The organism is Amycolatopsis sp. NPDC004079 (assembly GCF_040610415.1).
Taxonomy (GTDB): domain Bacteria; phylum Actinomycetota; class Actinomycetes; order Mycobacteriales; family Pseudonocardiaceae; genus Amycolatopsis; species Amycolatopsis halotolerans.
Window position 1 is genome coordinate 1 of sequence record NZ_JBEXMH010000099.1, and the last position, 24,696, is coordinate 24,696.

The 24,696-nt window shown below is 68.6% G+C and carries 26 protein-coding genes; 13 read left to right on the forward strand and 13 right to left on the reverse strand.

The features are described from left to right. Nucleotides 1-421: 421 nt before the first annotated feature. Complete coding sequence (locus ABZX37_RS45800; protein WP_354750614.1) at nucleotides 422-1,003, reverse strand: TetR/AcrR family transcriptional regulator; 582 nt, start codon at nucleotides 1,001-1,003, stop codon at nucleotides 422-424. A gap of 78 nt (nucleotides 1,004-1,081) precedes the next feature. On the opposite strand from ABZX37_RS45800, the gene ABZX37_RS45805 reads away from it, so the two are divergent. Further along, nucleotides 1,082-2,476, forward strand: coding sequence for a cytochrome P450 (locus tag ABZX37_RS45805; protein ID WP_354750615.1), 1,395 nt, complete (start codon nucleotides 1,082-1,084; stop codon nucleotides 2,474-2,476). Here ABZX37_RS45805 and ABZX37_RS45810 read toward each other — a convergent pair. After that, nucleotides 2,462-3,922, reverse strand: coding sequence for a SulP family inorganic anion transporter (locus ABZX37_RS45810; RefSeq protein ID WP_354750616.1), 1,461 nt, complete (start codon nucleotides 3,920-3,922; stop codon nucleotides 2,462-2,464). The genes ABZX37_RS45805 and ABZX37_RS45810 overlap by 15 nt on opposite strands. A 244-nt stretch (nucleotides 3,923-4,166) precedes the next feature. Between ABZX37_RS45810 and ABZX37_RS45815 the strand changes: the two genes are divergently transcribed. The 4 genes from ABZX37_RS45815 to ABZX37_RS45830 are packed head-to-tail and all read left to right on the forward strand — an operon-like array spanning nucleotide 4,167 to nucleotide 6,891. After that, complete coding sequence (locus ABZX37_RS45815; RefSeq protein ID WP_354750617.1) at nucleotides 4,167-4,733, forward strand: TetR/AcrR family transcriptional regulator; 567 nt, start codon at nucleotides 4,167-4,169, stop codon at nucleotides 4,731-4,733. A 9-nt stretch (nucleotides 4,734-4,742) separates the two neighbouring features. Then, complete coding sequence (locus ABZX37_RS45820) at nucleotides 4,743-5,942, forward strand: FAD-dependent monooxygenase (RefSeq protein WP_354750618.1); 1,200 nt, start codon at nucleotides 4,743-4,745, stop codon at nucleotides 5,940-5,942. Then, nucleotides 5,939-6,436: a nitroreductase family deazaflavin-dependent oxidoreductase gene (locus ABZX37_RS45825; RefSeq protein WP_354750619.1), complete on the forward strand. Its 498-nt coding sequence runs from the start codon at nucleotides 5,939-5,941 to the stop codon at nucleotides 6,434-6,436. Before ABZX37_RS45820 ends, ABZX37_RS45825 begins: the two co-directional genes overlap by 4 nt. Continuing rightward, nucleotides 6,436-6,891 carry an NUDIX domain-containing protein gene (locus ABZX37_RS45830; protein ID WP_354750620.1) on the forward strand — a complete coding sequence of 152 codons (456 nt, stop codon included), beginning with the start codon at nucleotides 6,436-6,438 and terminating at the stop codon, nucleotides 6,889-6,891. The genes ABZX37_RS45825 and ABZX37_RS45830 overlap by 1 nt, the downstream gene beginning before the upstream one ends. 10 nt (nucleotides 6,892-6,901) lie before the next feature. On the opposite strand, the gene ABZX37_RS45835 is transcribed toward ABZX37_RS45830, so the two are convergent. The 4 genes from ABZX37_RS45835 to ABZX37_RS45850 are packed head-to-tail and all read right to left on the reverse strand — an operon-like array spanning nucleotide 6,902 to nucleotide 9,620. Continuing rightward, nucleotides 6,902-7,675, reverse strand: coding sequence for an SDR family oxidoreductase (locus ABZX37_RS45835; protein WP_354750621.1), 774 nt, complete (start codon nucleotides 7,673-7,675; stop codon nucleotides 6,902-6,904). 44 nt (nucleotides 7,676-7,719) lie between these two features. Beyond that, a complete protein-coding gene (locus ABZX37_RS45840; RefSeq protein ID WP_354750622.1) occupies nucleotides 7,720-8,469 on the reverse strand; it encodes a class I SAM-dependent methyltransferase in 750 nt (249 codons plus the stop codon). Between the two features lie 20 nt (nucleotides 8,470-8,489). After that, nucleotides 8,490-8,822 (reverse strand): VOC family protein, encoded by a 333-nt coding sequence (locus tag ABZX37_RS45845; RefSeq protein WP_354750623.1) that lies wholly within the window; start codon nucleotides 8,820-8,822, stop codon nucleotides 8,490-8,492. Between the two features lie 24 nt (nucleotides 8,823-8,846). Beyond that, the gene (locus ABZX37_RS45850) at nucleotides 8,847-9,620 is read right to left on the reverse strand and encodes an oxidoreductase (protein WP_354750624.1); all 774 of its coding nucleotides are present in this window, start codon (nucleotides 9,618-9,620) and stop codon (nucleotides 8,847-8,849) included. An 81-nt stretch (nucleotides 9,621-9,701) separates the two neighbouring features. On the opposite strand from ABZX37_RS45850, the gene ABZX37_RS45855 reads away from it, so the two are divergent. Next, the gene (locus tag ABZX37_RS45855; protein WP_354750625.1) at nucleotides 9,702-10,280 is read left to right on the forward strand and encodes a TetR family transcriptional regulator; all 579 of its coding nucleotides are present in this window, start codon (nucleotides 9,702-9,704) and stop codon (nucleotides 10,278-10,280) included. Nucleotides 10,281-10,496: 216 nt separating this feature from the next. Here ABZX37_RS45855 and ABZX37_RS45860 read toward each other — a convergent pair whose 3' ends face one another. After that, a complete protein-coding gene (locus ABZX37_RS45860; protein ID WP_354750626.1) occupies nucleotides 10,497-11,045 on the reverse strand; it encodes a heme-binding protein in 549 nt (182 codons plus the stop codon). A gap of 182 nt (nucleotides 11,046-11,227) precedes the next feature. On the opposite strand from ABZX37_RS45860, the gene ABZX37_RS45865 reads away from it, so the two are divergent. Next, nucleotides 11,228-12,346 carry a sensor histidine kinase gene (locus tag ABZX37_RS45865; protein ID WP_354750627.1) on the forward strand — a complete coding sequence of 373 codons (1,119 nt, stop codon included), beginning with the start codon at nucleotides 11,228-11,230 and terminating at the stop codon, nucleotides 12,344-12,346. Continuing rightward, nucleotides 12,339-12,974 carry a response regulator transcription factor gene (locus tag ABZX37_RS45870; RefSeq protein WP_354750628.1) on the forward strand — a complete coding sequence of 212 codons (636 nt, stop codon included), beginning with the start codon at nucleotides 12,339-12,341 and terminating at the stop codon, nucleotides 12,972-12,974. Before ABZX37_RS45865 ends, ABZX37_RS45870 begins: the two co-directional genes overlap by 8 nt. On the opposite strand, the gene ABZX37_RS45875 is transcribed toward ABZX37_RS45870, so the two are convergent. From ABZX37_RS45875 to ABZX37_RS45895, 5 genes are all read right to left on the reverse strand, one after another. Continuing rightward, nucleotides 12,969-14,327: a serine hydrolase domain-containing protein gene (locus tag ABZX37_RS45875; RefSeq protein ID WP_354750629.1), complete on the reverse strand. Its 1,359-nt coding sequence runs from the start codon at nucleotides 14,325-14,327 to the stop codon at nucleotides 12,969-12,971. The genes ABZX37_RS45870 and ABZX37_RS45875 overlap by 6 nt on opposite strands. A 76-nt stretch (nucleotides 14,328-14,403) precedes the next feature. Then, on the reverse strand, nucleotides 14,404-14,877 hold the full coding sequence (locus ABZX37_RS45880) for a MarR family transcriptional regulator (RefSeq protein ID WP_354750630.1): 474 nt from the start codon (nucleotides 14,875-14,877) through the stop codon (nucleotides 14,404-14,406). A 48-nt stretch (nucleotides 14,878-14,925) separates the two neighbouring features. Continuing rightward, nucleotides 14,926-15,813: an SAM-dependent methyltransferase gene (locus ABZX37_RS45885; protein ID WP_354750631.1), complete on the reverse strand. Its 888-nt coding sequence runs from the start codon at nucleotides 15,811-15,813 to the stop codon at nucleotides 14,926-14,928. A 30-nt stretch (nucleotides 15,814-15,843) separates the two neighbouring features. Continuing rightward, complete coding sequence (locus ABZX37_RS45890) at nucleotides 15,844-16,746, reverse strand: Scr1 family TA system antitoxin-like transcriptional regulator (RefSeq protein ID WP_354750632.1); 903 nt, start codon at nucleotides 16,744-16,746, stop codon at nucleotides 15,844-15,846. Nucleotides 16,747-16,896: 150 nt separating this feature from the next. Further along, nucleotides 16,897-17,127 (reverse strand): DUF397 domain-containing protein, encoded by a 231-nt coding sequence (locus ABZX37_RS45895; protein ID WP_354750633.1) that lies wholly within the window; start codon nucleotides 17,125-17,127, stop codon nucleotides 16,897-16,899. A gap of 949 nt (nucleotides 17,128-18,076) precedes the next feature. Between ABZX37_RS45895 and ABZX37_RS45900 the strand changes: the two genes are divergently transcribed. The 3 genes from ABZX37_RS45900 (at nucleotide 18,077) to ABZX37_RS45910 (ending at nucleotide 21,368) form a co-directional block, all read left to right on the forward strand. Further along, the gene (locus ABZX37_RS45900; RefSeq protein WP_354750634.1) at nucleotides 18,077-18,475 is read left to right on the forward strand and encodes a hypothetical protein; all 399 of its coding nucleotides are present in this window, start codon (nucleotides 18,077-18,079) and stop codon (nucleotides 18,473-18,475) included. Between the two features lie 175 nt (nucleotides 18,476-18,650). After that, on the forward strand, nucleotides 18,651-19,682 hold the full coding sequence (add, locus tag ABZX37_RS45905; RefSeq protein WP_354750635.1) for an adenosine deaminase: 1,032 nt from the start codon (nucleotides 18,651-18,653) through the stop codon (nucleotides 19,680-19,682). A gap of 111 nt (nucleotides 19,683-19,793) precedes the next feature. Beyond that, the gene (locus tag ABZX37_RS45910) at nucleotides 19,794-21,368 is read left to right on the forward strand and encodes a hypothetical protein (RefSeq protein WP_354750636.1); all 1,575 of its coding nucleotides are present in this window, start codon (nucleotides 19,794-19,796) and stop codon (nucleotides 21,366-21,368) included. Here ABZX37_RS45910 and ABZX37_RS45915 read toward each other — a convergent pair. After that, nucleotides 21,295-22,206: a helix-turn-helix transcriptional regulator gene (locus tag ABZX37_RS45915; protein WP_354750637.1), complete on the reverse strand. Its 912-nt coding sequence runs from the start codon at nucleotides 22,204-22,206 to the stop codon at nucleotides 21,295-21,297. The genes ABZX37_RS45910 and ABZX37_RS45915 overlap by 74 nt on opposite strands. Nucleotides 22,207-22,308: 102 nt before the next feature. Here ABZX37_RS45915 and ABZX37_RS45920 point away from each other — a divergent pair, with 102 nt between their 5' ends. Together ABZX37_RS45920 and ABZX37_RS45925 are read left to right on the forward strand one after the other, a co-directional pair. After that, complete coding sequence (locus ABZX37_RS45920) at nucleotides 22,309-23,214, forward strand: MBL fold metallo-hydrolase (RefSeq protein WP_354750638.1); 906 nt, start codon at nucleotides 22,309-22,311, stop codon at nucleotides 23,212-23,214. 14 nt (nucleotides 23,215-23,228) lie between these two features. Next, nucleotides 23,229-24,545, forward strand: coding sequence for a carboxylesterase family protein (locus tag ABZX37_RS45925; protein ID WP_354750639.1), 1,317 nt, complete (start codon nucleotides 23,229-23,231; stop codon nucleotides 24,543-24,545). Nucleotides 24,546-24,696: the final 151 nt, after the last annotated feature.

Genomic DNA, 24,696 nt, shown 5'->3' on the forward strand with positions numbered 1-24,696 from the left:
TCGGTCAAGCCGGTCACCGACCCGGATGGCGACGCGGTCAAGTACTGCTTCCGCGTCGCGACCGGATCCGATGCGAGGTCCGGCGTGGTTGTCGACGGTTAGCGGGTTGGGGTTAGCGCCCCAATGTGGCGTTGGGTGCATGTGACGCACCGAACGCCACATTGGGTGCGTTGCACGCACCGAATGTCGCATGGGGTGCATCGCGGCGGCGGGCGGGTCGTGAAGGACTCCTTGAGGGAATCAGACTCCCCCAAGGAGTCCTTCACGGACCAATGTCAGGGGCTTAAGGCGGCGCTGCGGGTGCGGTTTGCCCAGGTCGGAGGGCCTGGGCGAGGGCGGGCGCCCGTGAGGGGAACCCTGAGGGACTCTGAGTCCGTGAAGGTTCCCCTCACGGACGCGGGCAAGGGAGCATCCCCGCGCATCAGATCGTGTCGGGATCCACGTCAACCGCAGCGAAAAGAGTTCGTGCGCAGAGATCCCGCAGCTCCTCCGTGCTGATCTTCGGCTCGTCCAGCCAGTCCAGAATCAGCGTCGCGACAAACGAAAGCCACCCCCGAACCGCCAGCTGCGTAGTGGCGGTGACCGGTCGCAGCAAGCCCACCGCTGCCAAAATCCGCTCCGCGTTCGCTGCCATCCCGGCTTCGCAGATCTCCCGGATTTCCCGATCTGCGTCACCGGCGCTGCGGTGCACGATGCGGTAGCCGTCCGGATGCGTGCGGGCGAATTCCAGGTACACCTCCAGCCCGGCGCGCAGCTGCTCGGCTACCGGCAAGGCGGGGTCGGGTTCGCTCATCGCCAGCAGCTGGTCGCGTTGCCCGCGGACGATCGCGGCGAAGAAGTCTTTCTTCGTGGGGAAGTAGTGGTACAACAAGCCACGCGAGACGCCGGCGATTTCGGCTACCTCTTCGATCCACACCTCGTCGTACGGGCGTCCCGCGAACAGGCCTGCGCCGATGGTCAGCAGCTGTTCGCGCCGCTGTTCGGTGGTCAGGCGCGTCCGCATCGTCCCAGCTTACTTGACACCGGTTCAGTAGCGGGGGAAGGTGACCCTATTGGATGTGGGTTCAGTAGGGAGCGAACTGTGGACACCACCGCGATTCCGCACCGGCCGGGTCGGTTGCCGGTGCTCGGGGACCTGCTCGGGACCAATGTGCGCACGCCGTTGCAGAGCACCATGCGCGCCGGCGCGGGGCTCGGGCCGATTTTCACCCGCAAGTTCTTCGGGCTGGAGATCGTGTTCGCCTGCGGGCTCGAGCTGGTCACCGAGCTGAACGACGAGTCGAGGTTCGGCAAGCACGTCGGCCTCGGTGTCGAGCGGTTGCGCGGGGTCGTCGGCGACGGGTTGTTCACCGCGCACACGCGCGAGCCCAACTGGCGGCTGGCGCACGACATTCTGCAGCCCGCGTTTTCCGCCGAGGCCATGCGCCGTTATCACTCGATGATGCTCGAGGTCGCCCGCGAGTTGACCACGTCATGGGACCGCGCGACCGGTCCGGTCGACGTCGCGGCCGACATGACTCGGTTGACGCTCGAGACGATCGGTCTCGCCGGGTTCGGGTACCGGTTCGGGTCGTTCGAGCGGGCCGAACCGCATCCGTTCGTCACTGCGATGATCCGGGCGTTGCGGTTCGCGCAGCTGGACAACGTGAAGCTTCCGTTCGTGCGGCGGGCGCTGGCCGGGTCGGCCGCGCAGAATCAGGCTGACATCGCGACCATGACGAATCTGGTCGACGAGGTCATCGAGAGCCGCCGTCGCGAGGGTGGCGAGGCTCGCGACCTGCTCGGGTTGATGCTCGCCGACGGGCACCCGATGACTGGGGAGAAGCTCGACCCGGTGAACATTCGCAACCAGGCCATCACTTTCGTGGTCGCGGGTCATGAGACGACCTCGGGGGCGCTGTCGTTTGCGTTGTACTACTTGACGCGGCATCCCGAGCTGCTGGCGAAGGCTCGCGCCGAGGTCGACGCGGTGTGGGGCGATCGCGAACCAGGCTTCGGCGACGTCGCGAAGCTGCGGTACGTCCGGCGCGTGCTCGACGAGGCGATGCGCCTGTGGCCGACCGCGCCCGGCTACTCGCGGGAGGCCCGCGAAGACCTTGTGCTGGGCGGAAAATACCGGATGCGCAAGGGCGATTCGATCATCGTTCCGCTGCCGATGCTCCACCGCGACCCGACGGTCTGGGGGCCGGATCCGGAGAAGTTCGACCCGGATCGCTTCGAGCCGGCGGAGGTGCGGAAGCGTCCGGCTCAGGCGTACAAGCCGTTCGGCACCGGGGAACGGGCGTGCATCGGCCGCCAGTTCGCATTGCACGAAGCGGTGCTGGCGTTGGGGATCATGCTGCAGCGCTACGACTTCGAGGCAGATCCGGCGTACGAGCTGAAGATCGTGGAATCGCTGACGCTGAAGCCGAGCGGGTTCACTGTCCGGCCGCGGATCCGCGAGCGGGCGGCGGAGCTGACCTCAGCTGGCCGCTAGCTCCCCGGACAGCGTCTCGTGCATTGCCGCGCTGTGTTTGTTCAGTCCGACGATCTCGACGGTCTTTCCGCGCGCCTTGTACTTCGTCGTGATCGCGTCGAGCGCGGCGACGGTCGAGGCGTCCCAGATGTGCGCGGCTGAGAGGTCGATGACTACTCGAGCCGGGTCGTCGGCGTAGTCGAACTGATAGACGAGATCGTTGCTGGAGGCGAAGAACAGCGCACCGGTCACCGAGTACCGGACATTGTCGGACTCGCGCGCCGCGGTCACCTCGACCAGGTGCGCGACCCGGCGCGCGAAGATCACCATCGCGGTGATCGACCCGACCACGACCCCGATCGCGAGGTTGCTGGTCGCCACCACGATGCCCACGGTCACCGCCATCACGGCGACCTCGCCGACCGGCATCCGCTTCAGCGTGCCGGGCGCGATCGAATGCCAGTCGAACGTGCCGAACGCGACCAGCACCATCACCGCGACGAGCGCGGCCATCGGGATCCGCGACACGACCGGCCCGAACACCAGGCACAGCATCATCAAGAACGCACCGGCGAGGAACGTCGACAGCCGGGTCCGGCTGCCCGCGACCTTGACGTTGATCATGGTCTGGCCGATCATCGCGCAGCCGCCCATGCCGCCGAAAATCCCGGTGACGACATTGGCGACACCCTGCCCGACCGCTTCCCGCGTCTTGTTCGAGCGCGTGTCCGTGATGTCGTCGACCAGTTTGGCGGTCATCAACGATTCCATCAGCCCGACCAGCGCGAACGCCAGCGCGTACGGCGCGATCAGACTGAGCGTGCCGAAGGTGAACGGCACGTCCGGGATCCCCGGCACCGGCAGCGCTGAGGGCAGCGCGCCCCTGTCGCCGACGGTCGGCACGGCGATCCCGGCCGCGATCGTCAGCGCGGTGAGCACCACGATCGACACCAGCGGCGCGGGAACGGCCTTGGTCAGGCGCGGGAAGAACACCATGAGCGCGAGACCGCCGGCGAACAGCGGATACACCGGCCACGGCACGTCGATCAGCTCCGGCGCCTGCGCCAGGAAGATCAGGATCGCCAGCGCGTTCACGAAGCCGACCATCACGCTGCGCGGCACGAAACGCATCAGCTTCGCCACTCCGAGCGAGCCGAGCACGATCTGGAACAGCCCGCCCAGCACCACTGTCGCGACGAGATAGCCGATGCCGTGTTCCCTGGCCAGCGGCGCGACCACCAGTGCGATCGCCCCGGTCGCCGCCGAGATCATCGCCGGACGGCCGCCGACGAACGCGATCACCACCGCCATGGTGAACGACGCGCACAGGCCCACCCGCGGATCGACGCCGGCGATCACCGAGAACGAGATCGCCTCCGGGATCAGTGCGAGCGCGACGACCAGTCCGCCGAGGATCTCGGTACGCGCGACCCGCGGCACCAGCCACGCCGGCCGTCGAATGGACACAGTGGACAGTGGCGAGCGCACAGTGGATGACCTGTCGGTTTCGGGGACGGGCAGAAAGAGCCGCTCCAGACGGTAGAGGACGGATCGGACATCGCTGCCGTCTCCCGCCTTCAGGTGAGTCTTCGATCACGCGCTTTACCTGGGGCAGCGAGCCGCGTTACGATCAGGGCAGTCGTACAGGACGATCGCCCTGTACGACTGCCCTGGGCAACTGACCAGGGCGGTTGACCAGGATGGGAGCGGAATGAGTTCTCCGGCGGCGGCACGCGGCCAAGAGGCGCGGCAGCGGTTGCTGACAGCGGCGGCGGAGCTGGTGCCGGAACGCGGGTGGACCGCGGTGAGCACCCGCGTGCTGGCCGAGCGGGCCGGGGTGACGTCGAGCGTGGTGCACTACCACTTCCCGTCCCTGCAGGCGTTGCTGCGCGAGGCGGTCCTCGACGCGATGCGCGAGGTGCTGGAGAGCGTCGGCCCGGCGCTGGCCTCGACGCAGAACCCGGCTGATCTGGTGACCGCGCTGTTCGGGTCGGTCGAGCCGTACACCGGGGTGGATCCGCTGTCGGTGCTGTTCGTCGAGGCATACCTGGCGGCGCGGCGTGATGACGAGCTGCGAGACCAGATCGGGGGACTGCTCCTGGCGTTCCGCGCGCAGGTCAGCCGCTGGCTCGCCGAACGCGGCGTCCCCGAACCGGACGCGACCACGGAGGTGCTGGTGGCGACCATCGACGGCTTGCTGCTGCACCGAGGTCTCGCCCCCGGCGGCGATCCGGCGGCGGTCACTGCCGTGCTGCGCGGGCTGGTCACTCAACCTTAGGGGGACGCGATGAGAATCCTGGTCTGCGGCGCTGGCATCGCCGGGCTGGCCGCGGCGAACCGGCTGTCCGCGCTGGGCCACGAGGTGACGCTGGTAGAGCGGTCGCCCGGCCCGCGCCCGCAGGGATACATGATCGACTTCTTCGGCACCGGCTACGACGCGGCCGAGGCGATGGGAGTACTGCCCGCGATCAAGGACGTGGCGTACCCGGTTTCCGAAGCGGTTCTCGTTGACGCACAAGGGAAGCGCCGATCCGAGATCCAGTTCGCCCAGTTCGCGCGCACCGTCGGCGGCCGGTTGCTGAGCGTCCTGCGGCCGGATCTGGAACAGGCATTGCGCGCGACGCTGCCCGCTGAGGTCGAGCTTCGGTACGCCAGCGGGGTAGTCGCCGTAGAAGACGACGGCGACCGAGTCGCGGCCACTCTCTCGGATGGTTCGGTCCTGGAAGCCGATCTGCTGGTCGGCGCCGACGGAATCCATTCGACCGTCCGGCGGCTGGTGTTCGGCGAGGAGTCGCAGTTCCTTCGCTACCTTGGCTTTCACACCGCGGCGTTCCTGTTCACGTCGCCCGAGATCCAAGCAGTGGCGGCTGGACGGTTCTGCCTCACCGACACCGTCGGCAGGCAGATGGGTTTCTACGGCCTGCGCGCCGGAACGGTCGCCGCCTTCGCCGTCCATCGCACGCCGGACCCCGCCATGCCGGACGACATCCGGGCGGCGCTGCTGGACACCTACGGCTCGCTGGGCTGGATGGTGCCGGAAGCGTTGACGCACTGCCCGCCGTCCGAGGAGATCTACTACGACCAGGTCGCCCAGATCGAGATGCCAACGTGGAGCAAGGGGCGGGTCACGCTGGTCGGGGACGCGGCGTACGCGGTGTCGCTGCTGGCCGGACAGGGCGCGTCACTGGGCATCGGAGGCGCGTATGTGCTGGCAGATCAACTGAACCGAGCGTCGTCAATCGCAGAAGGATTGGCGGAGTACGAACGGCTCTGGCGTCCCGTCGCGGCAGACAAACAGCAAGTCGCCCGCAACGGCGCACGATGGTTTCTCCCCGACAGCAAGCCGCAGCTTCAGCTGCGTCGGCTCGCGCTGAAACTGGCCCGGTTGCCCGGAGTTGACCGATTCGTGGCCGGGAGTTTGACCGGGAAATCCACCGCGCTCATCACGAACCTGCACCATTCGGCGAGGGAAGGAGTCCGACCGTGAACCCGATAGCGCGCACGGTCTTCAAGGCGCCGGCGAAGCTGTACGACCGCGACCTGGGATGGTTGCTGGGCAAGCGTTTCCTGTGCCTCACGCACGTCGGCCGCAAATCCGGCCGGCAGTACCGGACCGTGCTGGAAGTGATCGGCCTCCGTCCTCAGTCCGACGAAGTACTGGCCATCGCGGGGTTGGGCCCGTCGTCGGACTGGTACCGCAACATCCAGGCCGCCCCCGCCGCGGAGGTCGCGATCGGCCGCCGAAAGTTCGCTCCCGAGTACCGAATCCTCGACGAGCCCGAAGCGGCCGACGCCATCGCCGACTACGAGCGACGGAACCTGCTGCTGCGCCCCGTCCTGCACCCCGTGCTGAGCAAGCTGCTGGGCTGGCACTATGACGGCTCCGCCGCGGCGCGGCACCGGATGGTCCAGCAGTTGCCGATCGTCGCCTTCCGTCCGCGCGGCGGAGCCGAAACCGACCAAGAAGGTACTGACCGCTGATGAACTACATCGCCGAGCTGCGCGAACTAGTCGGCACGCGCCCGCTGATCCTGCCCGGAACGTCGGTGCTGATCGCCGACGAGCGCGGCAGGCTGCTGCTGGTGTTCCGAGGAGAAAGCCAGGACTGGGGCCTGCCCGGGGGATTCCTCGATCCCGGGGAGTCCTATGAGGACGCTGGCCGCCGCGAGGTGCGCGAAGAAATCGGCCTGGTGGTAAGGGATCTGGAGCTGCTGGGCGTCTACTCCGGACCGGAGTACTTCTACCGGTACCCGCATGGCGACGAGGTCCACAACGTGACTGCCGCTTTCACCGCGACCGTCGAGAACACCGAGGTCGCCGTGGACGGCACGGAGATCACCGGGTACGAGTTCTTCGAGCTGGACCGATTGCCGGACGACATCATCGCCCCGGAACGGCCGATCGTCGAGGACTACGTGAAGCGATTCGGCGGCTAGGTCTTCGGCGTCAGACGGTTTTCGTCATCCCGCCGTCGATCACGAGATCCGCGCCGCTCATGTTCGCCACCTTTCCGGAGGCTAGGAACACCACCAGCGCCGCGATCTCGTCCGGGTCGGCGAACTCGCCGGTCGACAGCCCGACCGCGCCCGGCAACCGGTCCTTGAATTCCTCCAGTTCGGCACCCGCGCGCCGGGCGAGCTGGTCCCCGGGGCCGCCGGGCGCGGTCCACAGGTCGGTCCACACCGGGCCGGGCGAAATCGTGTTCACTCGCAGGCCCCGGCCGCCGAACTCCTCCGCCAGTGCTTTGCCCAGATTCGTCACCGCTGCCTTCACCGCGGACTGAGCGATCAGCCGCGGCTGTGGCACCTTCGCGTTCACCGAACTGATGTTGACCACCGCGCCCCGCCGTTCGAGCAGACTCGGCAGTGCGGCTCGCGTCGCGCGGACGTTCGACAGGAACGTGACGTTGAACGTGTGCAGCCACGCCTCGTCGTCGAGTTCGAGGAACCCGCCGGGTGGGTTCGACGTTCCCGCGACGTTGTTCACCAGCAGGTCAATGCCGCCATGCTGATCAAGCGCGTGCCGAACGACCCGCGCCGGTTCGTCCGGGCTGCTCAGGTCGGCCTCGATCGCGTCCGGGGTCAGGTCTTTCACTGCGTCGGTGACGGTACGGCTCGCCGCGACCACCGTGTATCCCTCGTCAACCAGTGCCCGGACGATCGCCAGCCCGATTCCCCGTCCGGCTCCGGTCACCACGGCAACGCGCTTGGACTCAGTCATGAAGACCCCCCCATATCCAGAATTTCCTTGCTGTGACGGCTGTTTCAGCGACGCCGGGCGCGCAGTACACAAGTCGACATCGGCAGCGTGAATGTCCCTGACTCCGTCTCCGGCCGCTCCGCGAGGAAAGCCCGGATCCGGTCAAGCGCCGCGGACCGCTCAGGTTCCGGCAGCATCAGCATCCCGGCCCGGGTGGACAGAGTCGCGACCAGCGTGTCAGCGGTACGAAGCTGACCGTGCGGGAACTCGGCGCGTTCCGGCGACTCGAACCTGGTCGGCGAACCGGCTTCCGGAAGACGCGCGGTCGCGGCACGCCAGCCTGACGGGGTGTCGCGCGGCCCGATCGCCGCGCTGCCGCTGACCCGCGCCAGCTCGGCGACCCAGTCCACCTGGTCGTCCACGACGTTCCACAACCCGGCCAAAATCCCGCCGGGCGAAAGAACCCGGGCGATCTCCGGTCCGGCGACGGCCATGTCGAACCAATGCATCGCGTTGCCGGAAAGCACGGCGTCGACGGACCCGTCCGGCAGCGGGATCGCTTCGGCACTGCCTCGCTCGGCGCGGACGTCCGGCAGCGCGCGACGGAGTTCGCCGAGCATCGCCGGGTCCGGCTCGACCGCGATCACGTCGGCACCCAGCGCGGCGGTGAGTTTCCCGGTGCCCGCACCGAGGTCGAGCACCCGAGGCCCGGGCGCCGCGTCGAGCGCCCATCGCACCGCGGCCTCCGCGTAGTCCGGGCGATGCTCGGCATACGCCGACGCCGCCGCGCCGAACGACGAGGCAGCTTGAGTCATCCATCGAGCCTATCGGAGCTTCAAGCCTGCCGAAGGCAGAACGGATGCCCCGCCGGACTCGCGTACACGTGACCGGAAAGCCGCCGCGCCCCCGCTTCCAGCGCCCGTTTCTCCGCGGCGGCAAGATCATCCGCGGTCACGTCCAGGTGCATCTGCTGCGACGCTCCGTCCGGCCATTCCGGCGGCGTCTGCCCGGCGGCGTGCTGAATCACCAGCACCGGAAACCCTTCAGTCCGCAGGAAGTGGTGAGTTTCTGACGTAGCAACCGAACCGCCGAGCAGTCGATGCCAGAACGCGCTCTCCTCCTCAAGCGACGCCGCGTCGATGATCACCGCACCAAGTTTCAAGTCCATCGGATACTCCTTCCGTCGCTGCGGTCAGACTGCCGGGATGATTCCGCCGTCGACCCGGAATTCCGCTCCGGTCAACCATTTCGCCCGGCTCGACGCGAGAAACGCGATCATCTCCGCCACGTCCGACGGGTCGCCGGGCCGCCCCATCGGCACGTCCAGCCGGTCCGCGATCTGCTGCTGAATCTCGTCCACCCCAACGCCTTCCTGCGACGCGATCTGCTGAAGATGCGCGGCCGCGCCCTCCGTGACCACAAACCCCGGCAACACGCACACGACCCGCACGCCCTGCGCGCTGACCTCCGTCGCCAGCGAACGGCTGTACACATTGAGCGCGGCCTTCGCCGCCGCATAGGGAGCTTCGCCACGCTGCGGCAGGTGACTCGCGATCGACGACACGTGCACGACCACGCCGGACCCGCGTTCGACCATCCCCGGCACCAGCGCACGATCGAGACGAACCGCGCTGAGCAGGTTCATCTCCAGGTCGGCGAGCCAGGATTCGTCGGTCCGCTTGAGCGTCGGCGAGGGATCGGTCGCGGCTCCCGCGTTGTTGACCAGCACGTCAATCCCGCCGACGCTCTCGATCACCCGACGGCCGAGATCCGCCGCGCCAGCTTCCGTCGAGAGGTCTGTGGGGAGGAACGTCGCGGGCAGATCGTCCGGCGGTGCGCTGCGAGAAGCCGTCAACACTGTCGCGCCCGCGGCGGCGAAGCGGCGGACCGTCGCGGCGCCTAGCCCTCGGCTGCCGCCGGTCACCAGCACGCGGAGGCCCGCGAGACCTTCGTCCGGAACTGTCATGGCATCACTCCCGCATTAAGGTGAGTCTGACTCCGGAAACGGTACACTAAGCTGAGTCGGACTCACTTTATGGAGGTGCCGGTGCCGTCCACCCGTCCGTTGCGCGCCGATGCGCGACGCAACCGTGATGCGCTCCTGGCTGCCGCGCGGGAAGCGTTCCTCGCCGGAGAGTCCGACGCGCATGTCGACGAGATCGCCAAGCGAGCCGGGGTCGCGGTCGGCACGCTCTACCGGCATTTCGAGACGCGCGAAGCTCTCGTGGAGGAGGTCTACCGGCAGGAAGTCGACCAGTTGTGCGCTCTGCCGGCACAACTGCTTGAGCAGCACGCGCCAGACGAGGCGTTGAGATATTTCCTGTTGCGGTTGGTGGACCACGCGGCCGTCGGCAAGGGGATGGCTGTCGCGCTCGAGAGCATCATGGCGACGGATTCGCCGGTGTTCGAGGACGCTCGGGCGCAGATGGCCGGTGCGCTCGACGAGTTGCTCCAAGCCGGTGCTGCGGCCGGGACGCTCCGCGCCGATATCGGCGGACGCACTGTGCTGCGCGCGCTCGGCGGGATTTGCGGGATGCGCATCGCCGAGGGGTGGAAGGACGAGGCGGTCCGGATCACCGAAATCCTCCTGGACGGACTGCGGTACGGGGCTGTGCGGACCTCGTGAACGGACAGGCGGGTCGGCTGCTGGTTGTCGACGAGGCCGACCGGCTTATGTCTGGGGGCGGGTTCAGTCGGCCTTGGTGCTGGCCCGAAGCCCGGGTTCAGGGCGACCGGCACCGGCGGGTTCCGCCAAAAAGGCCCGCCCGGCCAGCGGGCCTCGCCGTCAGCGACGAGGCCCGCCGAACCGGAACCGGACCACCGGCCGAATCCCCGCGGGGTCTTACTTGCCGAGCGCGTCCACCCCGGCCTGCGCGAAGCTCTCGTCCTGCGCGCCGGACGGCGCACCGGCCACGCCGACCGCCGCGATCGGGGCGTTGTTCGCGTCCACCGGGACCGCCCCGGCGAGGAACAGGGTGCCCTTGATGTCCTTCAGGGTCGGGGCCTGCTGCAGCCGTCCGGTCAGCTCGGAGGTCTTGGCGTTCCACGAAACCGCGGTGAACGCCTTCTCCTCGGCCGACGAGTACGACTGCGGCCCGGCGCCGTCGCCGCGCAGGGTGACGACGGTGTTGCCGTCGCGGTCGACCACCGCGACCGACACGTGCTGGCCCGCCTTCTCGGCGGCGTTGAGCGCGGCCTGCGCGGCCTTCTGCGCGGCGGCGATCGACAGGTGCGTGGTCTGGACCAGACCCTTCGGCGCGGCCTGAGCGGGGGCGGCGGACGCGGCCGGGGTGGCGGCGTTGGCGGCCAGCGCGCCGGTGGTGGCGGCTCCGATCACGGCGAGGCCGCCGACGACGGTGGCGATGCGGGTCTTGGCGGTGAAGTTCTTCATCGGGTGCTCCTTGGCTTGTCCGGTTTGATGCGTTCATCGTGCGTCCGGGACCGCCTTCACCGGATCGGAGTCTCGGCTCGCCTCGCGGCGCGGAACGGCCGACACTCAGGTCGTCCGATCGGCTGATGCCGGCCGGGTTCGCACAGGTCAGGCTCCACAGAGGACCCGAAACGGAGGTGGCGATGACTGATCGGGACGCGCGGTGGCTGGCCGCGACCATGCACACGGCGTTCTTCCTGCTGCTGGTCGCGTCGATCGTGCGCTTCCTCGACCACCACCACGGCGAACCGGCCGCGCCGTGGGTGATCGCGCTGACCGGCTGCCTGGCCGCGGTCTACGCGGTCGGACTGGTGCTGCGGGTGACCGGTCCGGAGCAGGTGACCGTGCCGTATCTGGCGTGGCTGACCGTCGTGACCGTGCTGTGGGTGGTGCTCGTGCTGCTCGCGCCGAGCTTCGCGTGGTGCGCGGTCCCGCTGTTCGTCACCGGTCTCCGGACGCTGCCCACCGGACCCGCGTTAGTGCTGGTGACGCTGGTGACCGCGTTGGTGGTGCTCTCCCAGAACCGGCTCGCGAGCGGCTTCGACCCGAACCTGACCATCGTGCCGGTCGCCGTCGCCGCCGTGACCGCCGCGGTGATCACGTACCTGCGGCGGCAGGCGGTGCGGCTGCGGGAAACCGAGCGGCGCGCGGGAATGCTGGACGAACGGCAACGGCTGTCTCGGGAAATCCACGACGCACTCGCGCAAGGTCTGTCCAGCCAAGCGATGCTGCTGCAAGCGGCCGACCGCGCCTGGGCTGATCCGGACTTGGCGCGCGAGCATTTGCATGCGGCACAACAGATCGGCACGCGAAACCTGGCCGAAGCCCGCGGTCTCGTGCAAGACCTGGCTCCCGCCGATCTCGACGGGCACTCGGTCGAGGAAGCGCTGCGAAACGTCGCCGAACGCGAACCGCGGCCGGTGCGCGTCCAGGTCGACGGACCCGCGCGGCCGCTGCCGAGCCGGGTGCAGTCCACGTTGGTCCGGATCGCGCAGGGCGCGCTGGCCAACGCGCGCGAACACGCGGACGCGTCGGGAGTGGCGCTCACCCTCACCTACCTGGACGATGAGGTCGTGCTGGACATCACCGACGACGGCCGGGGTTTCGACCCGGCCGCCCCGAGCGCTGAGGGCCGCGGCCACGGCCTGCCCGCCATGCGCGCGCGGGCGACGCAGCTCGGCGGCCGGTTGACCGTCGAATCCGCGCCCGGGCAGGGCACCGCCGTCTCGGCCGCGATTCCGTTGGGACCCAGCCATGTCTGACGAGCAGTCCATCCGCGTCGTGCTCTGCGACGACCACGCCATGGTCCGGGCCGGACTGCGCGCACTGCTGGCCGGTGCGGGCGGGATCGAGGTCGTCGGCGAGGCGGCGACGGGGCAGGAGGCGCTCAACCTCGCCGCCGCGTTGCGGCCGGATGTGGTGTTGATGGATTTGCAGCTGGGCGACGGAATGGACGGCGTGGAAGCGATCCGGCGGCTCCGCTCGGCTCCGACGCCGCCGCGAGTGCTGGTGCTGACCACGTACGACACCGACGCCGACATCACGCGCTCGATTGAGGCCGGTGCCACGGGATATCTGCTGAAGGCCGAGTCCGCCGACGAGCTGTACGCGGCGATCCGGTCGGCCGCGGCGGGACGGACGGCGTTGTCGCCGCCGGTGGCCGACCGAATGATGGCCCAGTTGCGCGCGCCGCGGCCGACGCTCACCGACCGCGAGCGGGACATTCTCGAGCAGCTCGCGCAGGGGTTGGGGAACCGGGAGATCGCGCGGCGGCTGTTCATCAGCGAGGCGACGGTGAAAACGCATTTGGGGCGGATCTACGAGAAGCTCGGCGTGGACACCCGGGCCGGGGCGGTCGCGGTGGCCAAGGAACAGCGGTTGCTGTCATGAGGTTTTCGGCGTAGCCCGCATTCCAATGTAGACACACGGGCTCCCGTCGGCGAGCTTCGAGAAGACCACCGGCACCGGGTTCGCGCCGAAGTTTTCCCCGCAGGCGGCGAACACTGTCTCGGTCACGGGCACCAGTTCCGCTTCCAGCGACGGCGACAGGTCCTTCATCCCGTCCACGAACTCGTACCGGATCCGCGCTGTGCCGTCGTCAGCCCGGCTGATCGTGGTGATCACGCCTTCCCGCACGTAAGTCCCGGCCAGCGGCGTGATATCCACCGCGGGCGGGTTGCCGGGCGGCGCGAACGGCGCTGGCATCTCGACGTCGGCCAGTTCGCGCAGCAGGTCGCTGAACAGCTCGTGGTACAGCCCGTCGAAGTCGCCGCCGTTGGTCAGCAGCACGACCGCCACTCCGGCGTGCGGCACCACCCGCAGGAACGAATGCTGCGCGACGGAACTGCCGTCATGCCCGAACCCGGCGACGCCGTTCCAGTCGTAGAGCGTCCACCCGAGGCCCCAGCCGTCCGCGGAAACGGTCCACTTGTCCGGGCTGTCGACCACCCGGCGTTGCATCAGCGAGACCGCGTCGCTGGACAGCACGCGCGTGCCATCGGCCGCGACCCCGCCGTCCAGATGCATCTTCGCGAAGCGCGCGACGTCGCCGGCGGAGATGATGACGCGGCCGTACGGTCCGGCTGAACGCGGCATCAAGTCCCAGGCAGGTGTGGGTTCCTCGCCGAGGTGGCTCATCGCCACGCGGAAGCGCAATGCTTCCTCGGGCAGCGTCATCGAGTGCTCCAGCCCGAGCGGGGCGAACAGCAGGTCTTTCACCGCCTGGTCCCACGTCTTGCCGGTCACGACCTCGATGACCCGGCCCAGCACGGCGTACCCGACGCTGCTGTAGGACAGCGCCGTGCCGGGCGGGCAGTCCAGCGCCACCCCGGCGGCGGCCTCGACGTAGCGGGTGAGGCAGTCGTCGCCGCGGCCGGAGTCGTAGGTGAAGTCGCAGGTCAGGCCGCCGGTGTGGCTGAGCAGCTGCCGGACGGTGATCTGCTCGGTGGCGACCGGGTCCGGCGTCGCGAATTCCGGCAGCAGCTTGACGATCGGGGTGTCGAGGTCGAGCGCGCCCGCGTCGACCAGGTTCAGCACGACGGTCGCGGTGTAGGTCTTCGCGAGCGAGCCGGACAGGAACACCGAGTCGGTGGTGACCTCGACGCCGGTTCCTCGGTGCAGGACCCCGCTCGCGAGTTCGTGCACCTCTCCGTCGGCCAGCACGGCCAGGGAGGCGCCCGGAACGCCGTGGGCGGCGCGCAGAGTGTCGAGCCGCTGCTGCCAGTGGGCGTGGTTGAAGGACATCAGTTCTCCCCAGTGAGGTATTTCGGGCAGGGCGAAATCGCCTGACGGGTTCGCCAGGCGCGTGGTGAAGCCGGATTTACCTGCGGTGCAAGGCTTCGCGCCGAGCACGCCATTCGACGGCGAGCTCGGGCATCCGCTCGGCGAGGAACTTCGTGAACTCCGCGAGTTCTTCCAGCCGGGCCCGTCGTTCAGCGGGCTGGCCGGTCATCGCGTCCAGCCCGCGTTGGGCCAGCGCGCCGAGCGAGGCGTGCTCGGACTGGTTGTCGAGCAGGTGCAGCCACACGTCCGGCGCGAGCCGCACGCGGTCGACCCGTTCCCCGGCCGTGCGCGTGCGCTGGATCCAGGACCACTCTTCGAGTTCGCTGATCGCGCTGGTGACCGCACTGCGGCTGGCCCGCAGCGCGCTCGCGAGCTCGGCGATCGTCTGCTGCTGCGGATCGCAGAGCAGCAGCCAGCCGATCACGCGCCCGGTCATCGGCGTCATGCCGTACTGCCGCGCGAAGTGGCGGCCGGCGTCGTCGGCGAACGCGAGTTCCCAGTCCTCGTCCATGCATCTCAAGTTAGCGTAATGACTGAGATAACGCAAATCTCCGTCATTTCAGATGTGTCGCTCCTTGTGTGCCACCCCGGCGAGCAGCAGCGATTCGCTGGCCGCGCCGAGGAGGAGGGGCCGCTCGTGCGGGCCGGCCTCCTCCGGATGCCACAGCGGGGTCCAGGTGACGCCGGGTTCGAGCAGGGCGAAGTCCCCGAACAGGCCGGTGATCTCGGCCCGGCTGCGGTAGACGAGATCGGCGCCCGCCTCGGCGTACCGCTCCTTGGCGTCGGCGAGGAGTTGCTCGCAGTGCGCCGGGACGCCCTCGTCGGTGACGTGGGACAGCGCCAGATACGACCCGGGAACGAGGAGGTCGCGGTAGGCGGCGACGACGCTGGACCCGAGGTCTTCGCCGCCGCCGCTGCCCGGTGCGGGCGGCAGCCCGAAATGCAGGACGGAGATGAGCAGCAGCGCGATCGGCTGGTCGAGGTCGACGACGCCCGATCCGGCGAGCAGGGACCACAGCCGCGGCGGGTCGCGCAGGTCGGCGTGAAGGGCGACGTGCCGCGCGGGGTCGCCCTGTTCGCGCAGCAGGCTGGTGGAATGCGCGACGGCGACCGGTTCGCAGTCGACGTACGCGACATTCACCTTTCCGGGGGCGATCTGCTCGGCGATTTCATGCGCGTGCCCCATCGTGGGAACGCCGGAACCGAGGTCGACGATTTGCCGTATTCCCGCGCGCACCAGATGCCGGACCGCCCGGTGCAGAAACCGGCGGTTGGCCTGCGCGATCGGGCGCACGGTCGGATAATCGCGCAGCATGCGTTCGGCGAACTGCCGGTCGATTTCCCAGTTGGCGGTCCCGCCGAGGTAATAGTCGTAGACGCGGGCCACGCTCGGGCGGCTGAGGTCGATCCCCGGCGGCGGAAAGGACTCGTGTTCCAGGCCAGTCACCAGTTTCTCCTCGTGGTCGACGGCGCGGGATCAGCGTAGCCGGTCTCCGAGCCGCCGGACAGCGGGCGTACGGGTGCTGATCAGATCCGCTTCGGCTTCTTCGAGAAGAATTGCCGATTCCTCCGCCGAAAGGGCGACACTCGAAAGGGATTCCCACGATTGCAGATCGGTGTCGTAGGTTTCGGACTCGTTCATGAAAGTCTGGACGCCATTCGACGTTTCGGCGAAAGACCGGTCGAGCTTGTTGTTGGCGAACTGCAAAATCGTGAAATCGGGTCCGACGTGCAGCGGGCCCTTGTCGAACGGCACGAACCGGATCGTCGCCCCGGGATGATTGCGGGCCAGGCCGAGCAGGTGCCGGACCTGGCCGAGCGCGACGTACGGATTGTCCGTGTGCGCCCGCGTCAGCCGGTGGACCGCGCTTTCGCTGAGAATGAACTTGTACGTCCGGTCCGGGTAGTCGTCGAGGAGTTTGGCCCGCAGCTTGCGTTCGTGCACCGCGTCGGTCACGTCGGTGCGGCCGTAGGCCTGGAACTGCTCCATCATGTAGTCCTCGGTCTGGAGCATTCCGCTGATGCGCTCGCCGGTCCACTTCAGGACGATCGCGGCCTCCTGCTCGGCCTCGAACACCGGATGGAACCAGGCCGGGCTGGCCGCGAGGCGGCGGGCGTTCCACACCCGGTCGGCGCGGGAGGCCTGGTTGTACTGCCGCATCGTCGCCGCGTCGGCGGGGGCGACCTCGAGGACGTCGATCCATTTGTCGAGCAGGTGCGGGTGGACGCGGGTCCTGGCGCGCTCCATCTTGCTGATGTTCGGCTGCGTGTAGCCGAGGGCGTCGCCGAGTTCGCCCTGGGTCAGCCCGCGTTCCACGCGGGCGGCGACGAGAAGTTTGCCCAGTTCGACAAGCTGGGCCTCGACGGAAAGCCGGCTCACGAGGCGCGAGCCGTCCGATCGGGGGAAGAGGAGATACCGTTGCCGGGCACGAAAGCATAGTAGTCCTATCATTCCCTCCGGCCAAGACGGGCGGGGCCCGTCCGGTCGTCCGGGACGCGTTTCGGGCGGGGGGACCGGGATGACGATCTTTCAGCGGTCGAACTGCCCCTCGCGCAGCGCGCCGGCGAACGCCTCCCATTCCTGATTGTCGAAGACGAGCGCGGGGGAACGGCCGATCTTGGAATCCCGTACCGCGACAAGATCGGGATCGCTCAGATTCACTTCGACGCAGTCCCCGCCGTTGCCGCCGCACGCCGAAGGCCGCTGCCAGGCGGTGGCGTCGAGCGAAGAACTCACGGTGTCCGGATCGTAAGAACTCATGGTTTCTTCCTTGTCAAGCCGTTGTCTTTTGCTGGCATATTCAACTCAGGATCGAGGATGGAATATGCCGAAGCAAGACGCGGACTTGCATAATCCCGAAATGGGCCGATAGGTTCACCTGTTTGGCGTCGGGACGGTTTTCTCGCGGTGATCGAGGGGTGCGTGCTCTGTCCTGTTCCTGGCCGGGATTTGTCCGGTGCGGCAGCGTTATTGGCTGATCGGCAGTATTTCGGCGGGCCGGGTCCGGGGCCGCTGGAAGCCGCGGTGGCAAGGCATGTAAGAATATTCTGGCTCGACCCTGAAGGCATGCATATTCCAGTCGGCAGATGCCTTTGGGCGAGCGACGAACGGAAGGCTTCGCGTCGGGTTGGCTGAATGCCAATGTTGCCCAGCGGTCCGGTTTCCGCGAGAAAATCACTGGTCAGAGCTCTCGGTGGCGTCCGGCTTCTCCGCTGTGGCGGTTCTTCTTGATCCTTTCTCGTCAATCGATGCTACCACTCTTGTGAGTGATGAAAAGCGGTTCCCGATGCGCTACTAATCGCCGCTGACATCCGGGTTCCCGGACGGTTTTGTCCCGTGCCGATGCACGCGCGCGCGGAGCGCGACGCGGACGTTTATCCAAGCGAGTGCAGGTAGGCCCCTGCTTGGACGCGTGCGAACCGGAGTTCGGCCCGGTAGTTCGTTTTCACCGAAGTTCGCGGAACTGCTGGGCCGAACCGGTGGACCGATATTGCGCACGGTAGTTCGTCGTGTCTCTTTACCGTTAATCGACAGCTGGGCGCCGCTCGGCGAGACGACCGTCAGTGGCTATCGAGGTCTGTGTGCGCTCGCGGCCAAGATGGAACTAGTCGAACTAGGTCGCGCGCCCGGGGAGATAGGTGTGGCCCCCTGCGGGAACAGGGGGCCACGGGATGTCTGAAACTCGCTGCTACGCAAAGGACCAGACGAAATGACTCTACCGCCGGGGAACACCGGGCCGCTAGACGACGACCGCGCCGGCCGGGTGGAACGCGTCGAATTCGGCGCGGCCGTCGCACCGGCCCGCGGCGGGCGGCGGATCGCCACCCGCGACGAGATGCTGGCCGCCGCGACGAAAGTCTTCGCCCGCCGAGGTCCGGGACGGCATCGCAAGCCAGTCGCGCGGGGCCGGTGGGTGTGCGCGGCGTCCGGGGCGCTGGCGTGGGTGACGCCCGGGTTGTGGGCTTGCCTGCGACTGGTCTTCGCCGCGAGCGTGATCAGCGCGGTGGTGCTGCTGATCAGTCCGGTGGTCGGGGTCGCGGTCGCCGGGCTGGTGCTGATCTGCTGCGCGGTGCTGTTCAACCAGGCCCGGCCCAGCCATCGCCGGTAACGGCTTGCTTTTCGTGTTTTTCCGTGTCCCGCAGCCGATCTCCGCTACAGTGGAGGCCGTGCCGGAGTTTCAGCTGCCGCTCTACGGAGCCGACCGCGACCGTGGCGACCTCGCTCCCTGAGTCGTCCCGTCTTTCTTCCTCCGCCACCTCTTTTACTCTTCAGGGAGCCTCCTCATGCTTGACCCGCGCGCGTTCATTCATGCCCTGCCCAAGGTCGAACTGCACGTCCACCTCGTCGGATCCGCCGGCGTCGACACGGTTCTCGCGCTGGCGCACCGGCATCCGGAAGCCGGGGTGCCCGCGGATCGTGCGGCGCTGGAACGGTTTTTCGTGTTCCGCGACTTCGACCACTTCCTCAAGGTCTACTGGGCGGTGCAGTCGATGCTGAAGGACCGCAACGACATCCGCACCCTCGTGACCGGTCTGGCGGCCGAACTCGCCCGCCAGAACGTCCGCTACGCCGAAGTGACTGTCACGCCGTACAACCACCTTCTCGACGGCCTGCCCGGCGACGAACTGCTCACCGGACTCGTCGAAGGCCGCGCCGTCGCGAAGGCGGAGCACGGCGTCGAATTGGCTTGGTGCTTCGACATTCCCGGCGAGAAGGGTGTCCGAGCCGGACGGGATACCGCGGTGTTCGCGCTGCGGGAACGCCCGGACGGACTAGTCAGCTTCGGCCTCGGCGGCCCGGAAATCGGCGTCGGCCGGGCACAATTCGAGCCGTTCTTCACCGCCGCGCGCGAGGCGGGCCTGCACAGCGTGCCGCACGCCGGCGAAACGAGCGGCCCGGCGACGATCTGGTCGGCCGTCCACGACCTCGGCGCGGAACGAATCGGCCACGGCACGAGCTGCGCGACGGACCCGGCGCTGCTGGCGTACCTCGCCGAACACCGCGTCCCGCTAGAGGTGTGCCCGACGTCGAACGTCCGGACCCGCCAGGTGCCCTCGATCGCGGCGCATCCGGTCCGGCGCATGCTCGACCACGGGCTCGTCGTCACGCTCAACACCGACGATCCGCCGATGTTCGGCGCGACTCTGGAAGGCGAGTACCTGGCGATCGCGACGACACTCGGCCTGCGGGCGGCTGAGGTGGCTGCGTTGGCGAGGAATGCGGTGGAGGCTTCGTTCCTGGGGGAGGCGGCCAAGGCGGAGTTGCTGGCGGAGATCGACTTGGTGACGCTGGAAGCTCAAGCGGAGACGAGCTAGCGAGTCGCCCGGAGAATCCGGCCGCTCACCACGACCTGCGCAGCGCGCACGAAGCGCGAGAAAGTTCACCCGGTAAGGTGGCGACCGTTGTCCACAGCCAGGGAGCAGGGTATGACGGCTGTCCACGCCGACATCGATTCGACAGTGCCGGAAGAGGACCGCCGAAAGCGGGCCCTGCCGGTAGTGCTCGCGTCCCTCGGGCTCCTCGTCGTGTTCCTGATCGGCGCGTGGGCGGCCTGGTTCTTCACCATCGACGACGCGTTCATCAGCTTCCGCTACTCCGCGAACCTCGCGGACGGGCACGGTCCGGTGTGGAACCTGCGGGGCCAGCCGGTCGAGGGCTTCACGAACTTCGCCTGGGTCGTGTGGGGTGCGCTGGGCTTGGTGCTCGGCGTCGCGCTGCCGTTGTTCACGAAGCTGACCTCGCTGGTGCTCGGGCTCGCCACGCTGGCCATGCTCCTGCGCGAGGGCCACCGCCGGGCCGGGATGCTGGGCCTGCTCGTCGGGGCCGGCGCGTACGTCGTGTTCCTCCCGACCTACTTCCACATCACCGGCGGCCTCGAAACCGCCGCGTTCGCCGCGGTGCTGCTGCGGGTCGTCGTACTCGGGCTCCGAGTGCTCGACGGGACGCGGGTGCGCGCCTGGGAGCCGCCCGCTCTGCTGGTGCTGCTCGGCATGATCCGGCCGGAGGGCGCGCTGGCCGCGCTGCCGGTCGTGCTGTGGTGGCTGGTGCGGCAGCGCGGCCGGGCGCAGTGGCTGTGGACGGCGGCCGCGGCGCTGGTCGGCGCGGGGTATTTCGGCTGGCGCTGGCAGTTCTACGGTCAGCTGCTGCCCAACACCTTCTACGTGAAGTTCGGCAACCTCTCGCTCGGCTGGATCTGGACGAAGCACACCACGCTGGTCCTCCTGCCATTGCTGCTGCTGACCCTCTCGCTGCTGTTCCGCCGGGCAACGCGCGCGGCTGGCGTACTGCTGGTCGTGACTGTTGGTGTCACGTACGTGACGTATGCGGTCTCCGGCCCGACGATGGACTACCTGGACCGCTTCGCTGACCACGCGGTGGCGGTGCTGTGCCTTGGCGCCGCGCTGGCCGTCGGGACGTTGGGCAGCCGCGTGGTCGGCTCGGTGCTGGGCGCGGTCGCCGTCGGCTGGTCCGCCTGGGCGGGCGCGACGGCGCCGGATCTCGGCGCGATCACCAACTACGGACCGGACCTGCAGCGCGCGCACATCGCGATCGGCAAGGGTCTCGCCAAGGCGGAGGTCCCGGCCGCGAACCGCACCCTCGCGGTGACGGACGCGGGTGCCATCCCGTACTTCAGCGGCTGGGAGTCGATCGACTACATCGGCCTCAACGACCGCGCGATCGCCCACGGGGCCGACCCGACCGACGTGGTCGCGAACGCCCGCCCGACGGTCGTCGTGGTGACCTCGGCGATCCCGGAGCCGACCGAGGGCCGGTACGGCTTCGACCTGGCGCGCGGCACTGCCGGGTATGTGCGGGTCAATTCCGTGCAGCTGCGCGAGGGTTACTGGCAGGTGGTGTACGCGCTGCCGCAGTACGCGGGGACCGTGGGCTCGCACGTCCAGGAGGCGGTCACGCAGGCCGCGCCGGCTAATGATCCTGGGCAGCCGCAGGATACGGTCGAACGCTGGCTGAACCGGTTGCGGCGGCAGCTGCCGTTCTGACCGGCTCCGGGGCGCTGACCTGCCGAAGCAAAGTCAGTGCCTCCTCCGAAGCCGACCCCGCCGGAGTGGTGCACACGATCAGCACCTGCTCCGGCGACCGGGCCACCGACAGCGTCTGCTGCGTCACCCGCACGCTGCCTACCACCGGATGCCGCAGTTCGTACGAGTCGGCGTCGCACGGGCCGACCCGGTGATCTCGCCACAGTGAGACGAACTCAGGGCTCTTCATGGTCAGCTCGCCGATCAGTTCGGCCAGCAGCGGGTCGTCGGGGTGCTTTCCGACGGTGATGCGCAGGTTGCCGACCACTGCGCGGGCCTTGCGTTTCCAGTCCGCGTACAGCTCGCGGCAGTGCGGGTCCAGGAACAGCATCCGGCTCAGGTTGGGGCGTTGGGCCAGGTCCAGGTGCCCGGCCAGCAGGGCGTGGCCGAGGGTGTTCCAGGCCAGCACGTCGGTGCGGCGGCCCAGCACCAGCGCGGGAACGCTGTCGACCGCGCGGAGGAGGTCGCGCGTTTCGTCGGCCAGCTTCTCCGGGCGTGGGCGGCGCGGTTGGGGAGTGCGGCGCGCTGCGTCGGCGAGGCGATCGAGGTGGGCGCGTTCGTGGGCGTCCAATTGCAGGGCGCGCGCAATCGCGTCGAGCACCTCGGCTGACGCGCCTCGGGAGAGTCCCTGCTCCAGCCGCGTGTAGTACGAGACGCTGACGCCGGCCAGGTGAGCCAGCTCTTCCCGGCGCAGGCCAGCGACTCGGCGGCGCGGTCCGACGTCCGCCAGGCCGACGTCGGAGGGGCGCAGCCGGGCGCGTCGTGCGTGCAGGAAGTCTCCTAGCGGGCCAGCGGTCATGGATTCCACTATCCGCCGCGTGAGATATCGCTGCCACACCCTGCGCGGGGTAGGAAAACGCGGGAGTGGTCCGGGCGCGCCGGTCGGCCCAGGCTCGGTCGCATGGACGAGATCATTCTGGGCGACGTCACGGTCACCCGCGTCAAGGAGTTCTACGGGTCGGTCGAGATGAGCCCGGACCAGTTCTTCCCGGACAGCCCGGCGGGCTCGTGGGACGAGCACCGCGGCTGGCTGGCCCCCGATTTCTGGAACCCGGAGACCGGCGAATGCCAGTCGGCGATCCAGTCCTGGCTGCTGCGCAGCGAGGGCCGCACGATCCTCGTCGACACCGGCGTCGGCAACCACAAGGACCGGCCGTACGCGCCGGTGTGGAGCCGCCTCGACACCGGCTACCTCGATCACCTCGCCGCCGCTGGTGTCTCGCCGGAGGACGTTGACGTCGTGATCAACACCCACTTGCACATCGATCACGTCGGCTGGAATACCCGCCTCGACGGGCGCACCTGGGTGCCGACCTTCCCGAACGCGACCTACCTGATGCCGTTGCGGGACTTCGAGTTCTGGGACCCGGCCAACGAAAACGAGACCGTGTTCGGACGGGGGAACCAGAACGTTTTCGAGGACAGCGTCGCTCCGGTGCGGCAGGCGGGTCAGGCCCAGTTGTGGGACGGGGCGTACCGGATCGACAAGAATCTGCGGCTCGACCTCGCGCCGGGACACACTCCCGGTTCGTCCGTCCTGACGCTGGATTCCGGCGGCGACCGGGCGCTGTTCGTCGGCGACCTCGTGCATACCCCGTTGCAGATCGCGGAGCCGGAGACCAATTCCTGTTTCTGCGAGGACCCGGTCGAGGCACAGGCGACTCGGCGCGCGCTGCTCGGCCGGGCCGTCGAGGACAACGCGCTTCTGTTCCCGGCGCATTTCCCCGGTTCGGGGGCGGCGGAGGTCGAGCGGGACGGGTCGAAGTTCACGATCAAGAAATGGGCCGGGTTCTCCCGGATCTCCTGAAGGAAGTGATTCTTGTGTCTCAGCGGGAAAATCCGGTCGTCGAGACCGGGGCGGGTGCGGTCCGCGGCCACCGCGGCGCGGCGGGCGAGCTCTACCGGGCCATTCCCTACGCCGCCGCTCCGATCGGTCCCGGCCGGTTCGCTCCGCCCGAGCCGCATCCGGGCTGGTCCGGAGTCCGCGACGGAACCCGGCCCTCGCCGACCGCGCCGCAGCCCGTCAGCGACTTCGGCCGTCTCGACATGACCCCGTACTTCGGGCCGGGCTGGGTGCCGGGTGAGGAATATCTGACGGTCGACGTTCGTACGCCAGCCGCGGACGCGGGCAACCGTCCAGTGATGGTTTTCGTGCACGGCGGCGGTTTCGTCACCGGGTCGACTCGCGCCGCACTCTACGACGGCAGCGCCTTCGCCCGCGACGGCATCGTCCTCGTGACGGTGAACTACCGGCTCGGCATCCCGGGTTTCCTTGCCCTGGAAGGAGCACCGGACAATCGCGGACTGCTCGACGTCCTCGCCGCGCTTCGGTGGGTGCGCGATTCGATCGCCGCGTTCGGCGGGGATCCGGGGAATGTCACGGTGTTCGGGCAATCCGCGGGTGCGACGCTCACCGGTGCGCTGCTCGCGACCCCGGATTCCAACGGGTTGTTCCGGCGCGCGATTGTCCAAAGTGGAAGCGGTACGGGCGCGTTCACTCCGGAGCAAGCACGACGGGTTGCATCGGCTGCTGCCGCCGCGTTGGGCGTCGAACCGACAGAGGCGGCGTTCGCTGAGATCTCGGACGAGCGGTTCTTGGAGATCTTGCCCGCGTTGGCCGGGCTGGACTTGCGTACCGCCACTGCGCAAGACCCGCTCGCTGGGCTCAGCCCGTTCAGCCTGGTCCTGCCGGTGCAGCCCGCTGACAGCTTGGTCGGCGACGTCGATTTGCTGATCGGCACGAACACCGAGGAGGGACGGCTTTACCTGGTGCCGCAGGGAAAACCGGACGACGCCGCCGATCGGTTGGGCGAGGTGCTGTTCGGGTCCGGCACCACTCGCCTGGCAAAGACGCACGCTGAGATCTCGACCGGCCGCACTTACGTCTATTCGTTCGGATATCGCTCCACAGCTCTGGACGGCCGGCTCGGTGCCGCGCACACCGTCGAGCTGCCGTTCGTCTTCGATCTCGCCGATAAACCCTGGCTGCATGGCGACACCGGCCTGCTCGGTCCGGACGCCGCTCCGGCCGGGCTTGCGGCGGAGGTGCATGCCGCCTGGGTGGCGTTCGCGCGGGAGGGGAAGCCGGGCTGGGCGGCGTACGACCCGCGACGGCCTGAGGCGCACCGCTTCGGCTGAAGGTCGCCGAGCGGCTCTCAGCGCCAATTGAGTGCAAGTCGCCCGTGGGCCCCGGACCAGGGAGCGGAAGCCCGGCAGTGGTCCGTGAGGGGAACCCTGAGGGACTCTGATTCCCTCAGGGTTCCCCTCACGGACTTCAAGGCACGGTCAC

What these genes read in the sequence shown, in the direction of transcription:
- ABZX37_RS45830 (WP_354750620.1), top strand. Translation starts at nt 6,436, where the DNA reads ATGAACTACATCGCCGAGCTGCGCGAACTAGTCGGCACGCGCCCGCTG.
- ABZX37_RS45895 (WP_354750633.1), bottom strand. Translation starts at nt 17,127, where the DNA reads ATGAGTTCTTACGATCCGGACACCGTGAGTTCTTCGCTCGACGCCACC.
- ABZX37_RS45915 (WP_354750637.1), bottom strand. Translation starts at nt 22,206, where the DNA reads ATGACCGCTGGCCCGCTAGGAGACTTCCTGCACGCACGACGCGCCCGG.
- ABZX37_RS45860 (WP_354750626.1), bottom strand. Translation starts at nt 11,045, where the DNA reads ATGAAGAACTTCACCGCCAAGACCCGCATCGCCACCGTCGTCGGCGGC.
- ABZX37_RS45920 (WP_354750638.1), top strand. Translation starts at nt 22,309, where the DNA reads ATGGACGAGATCATTCTGGGCGACGTCACGGTCACCCGCGTCAAGGAG.
- ABZX37_RS45850 (WP_354750624.1), bottom strand. Translation starts at nt 9,620, where the DNA reads ATGACAGTTCCGGACGAAGGTCTCGCGGGCCTCCGCGTGCTGGTGACC.
- ABZX37_RS45880 (WP_354750630.1), bottom strand. Translation starts at nt 14,877, where the DNA reads ATGGACGAGGACTGGGAACTCGCGTTCGCCGACGACGCCGGCCGCCAC.
- ABZX37_RS45840 (WP_354750622.1), bottom strand. Translation starts at nt 8,469, where the DNA reads ATGACTCAAGCTGCCTCGTCGTTCGGCGCGGCGGCGTCGGCGTATGCC.
- ABZX37_RS45910 (WP_354750636.1), top strand. Translation starts at nt 19,794, where the DNA reads ATGACGGCTGTCCACGCCGACATCGATTCGACAGTGCCGGAAGAGGAC.
- add (WP_354750635.1), top strand. Translation starts at nt 18,651, where the DNA reads ATGCTTGACCCGCGCGCGTTCATTCATGCCCTGCCCAAGGTCGAACTG.
- ABZX37_RS45900 (WP_354750634.1), top strand. Translation starts at nt 18,077, where the DNA reads ATGACTCTACCGCCGGGGAACACCGGGCCGCTAGACGACGACCGCGCC.
- ABZX37_RS45800 (WP_354750614.1), bottom strand. Translation starts at nt 1,003, where the DNA reads ATGCGGACGCGCCTGACCACCGAACAGCGGCGCGAACAGCTGCTGACC.
- ABZX37_RS45835 (WP_354750621.1), bottom strand. Translation starts at nt 7,675, where the DNA reads ATGACTGAGTCCAAGCGCGTTGCCGTGGTGACCGGAGCCGGACGGGGA.
- ABZX37_RS45820 (WP_354750618.1), top strand. Translation starts at nt 4,743, where the DNA reads ATGAGAATCCTGGTCTGCGGCGCTGGCATCGCCGGGCTGGCCGCGGCG.
- ABZX37_RS45870 (WP_354750628.1), top strand. Translation starts at nt 12,339, where the DNA reads ATGTCTGACGAGCAGTCCATCCGCGTCGTGCTCTGCGACGACCACGCC.
- ABZX37_RS45845 (WP_354750623.1), bottom strand. Translation starts at nt 8,822, where the DNA reads ATGGACTTGAAACTTGGTGCGGTGATCATCGACGCGGCGTCGCTTGAG.
- ABZX37_RS45815 (WP_354750617.1), top strand. Translation starts at nt 4,167, where the DNA reads ATGAGTTCTCCGGCGGCGGCACGCGGCCAAGAGGCGCGGCAGCGGTTG.
- ABZX37_RS45865 (WP_354750627.1), top strand. Translation starts at nt 11,228, where the DNA reads ATGACTGATCGGGACGCGCGGTGGCTGGCCGCGACCATGCACACGGCG.
- ABZX37_RS45875 (WP_354750629.1), bottom strand. Translation starts at nt 14,327, where the DNA reads ATGTCCTTCAACCACGCCCACTGGCAGCAGCGGCTCGACACTCTGCGC.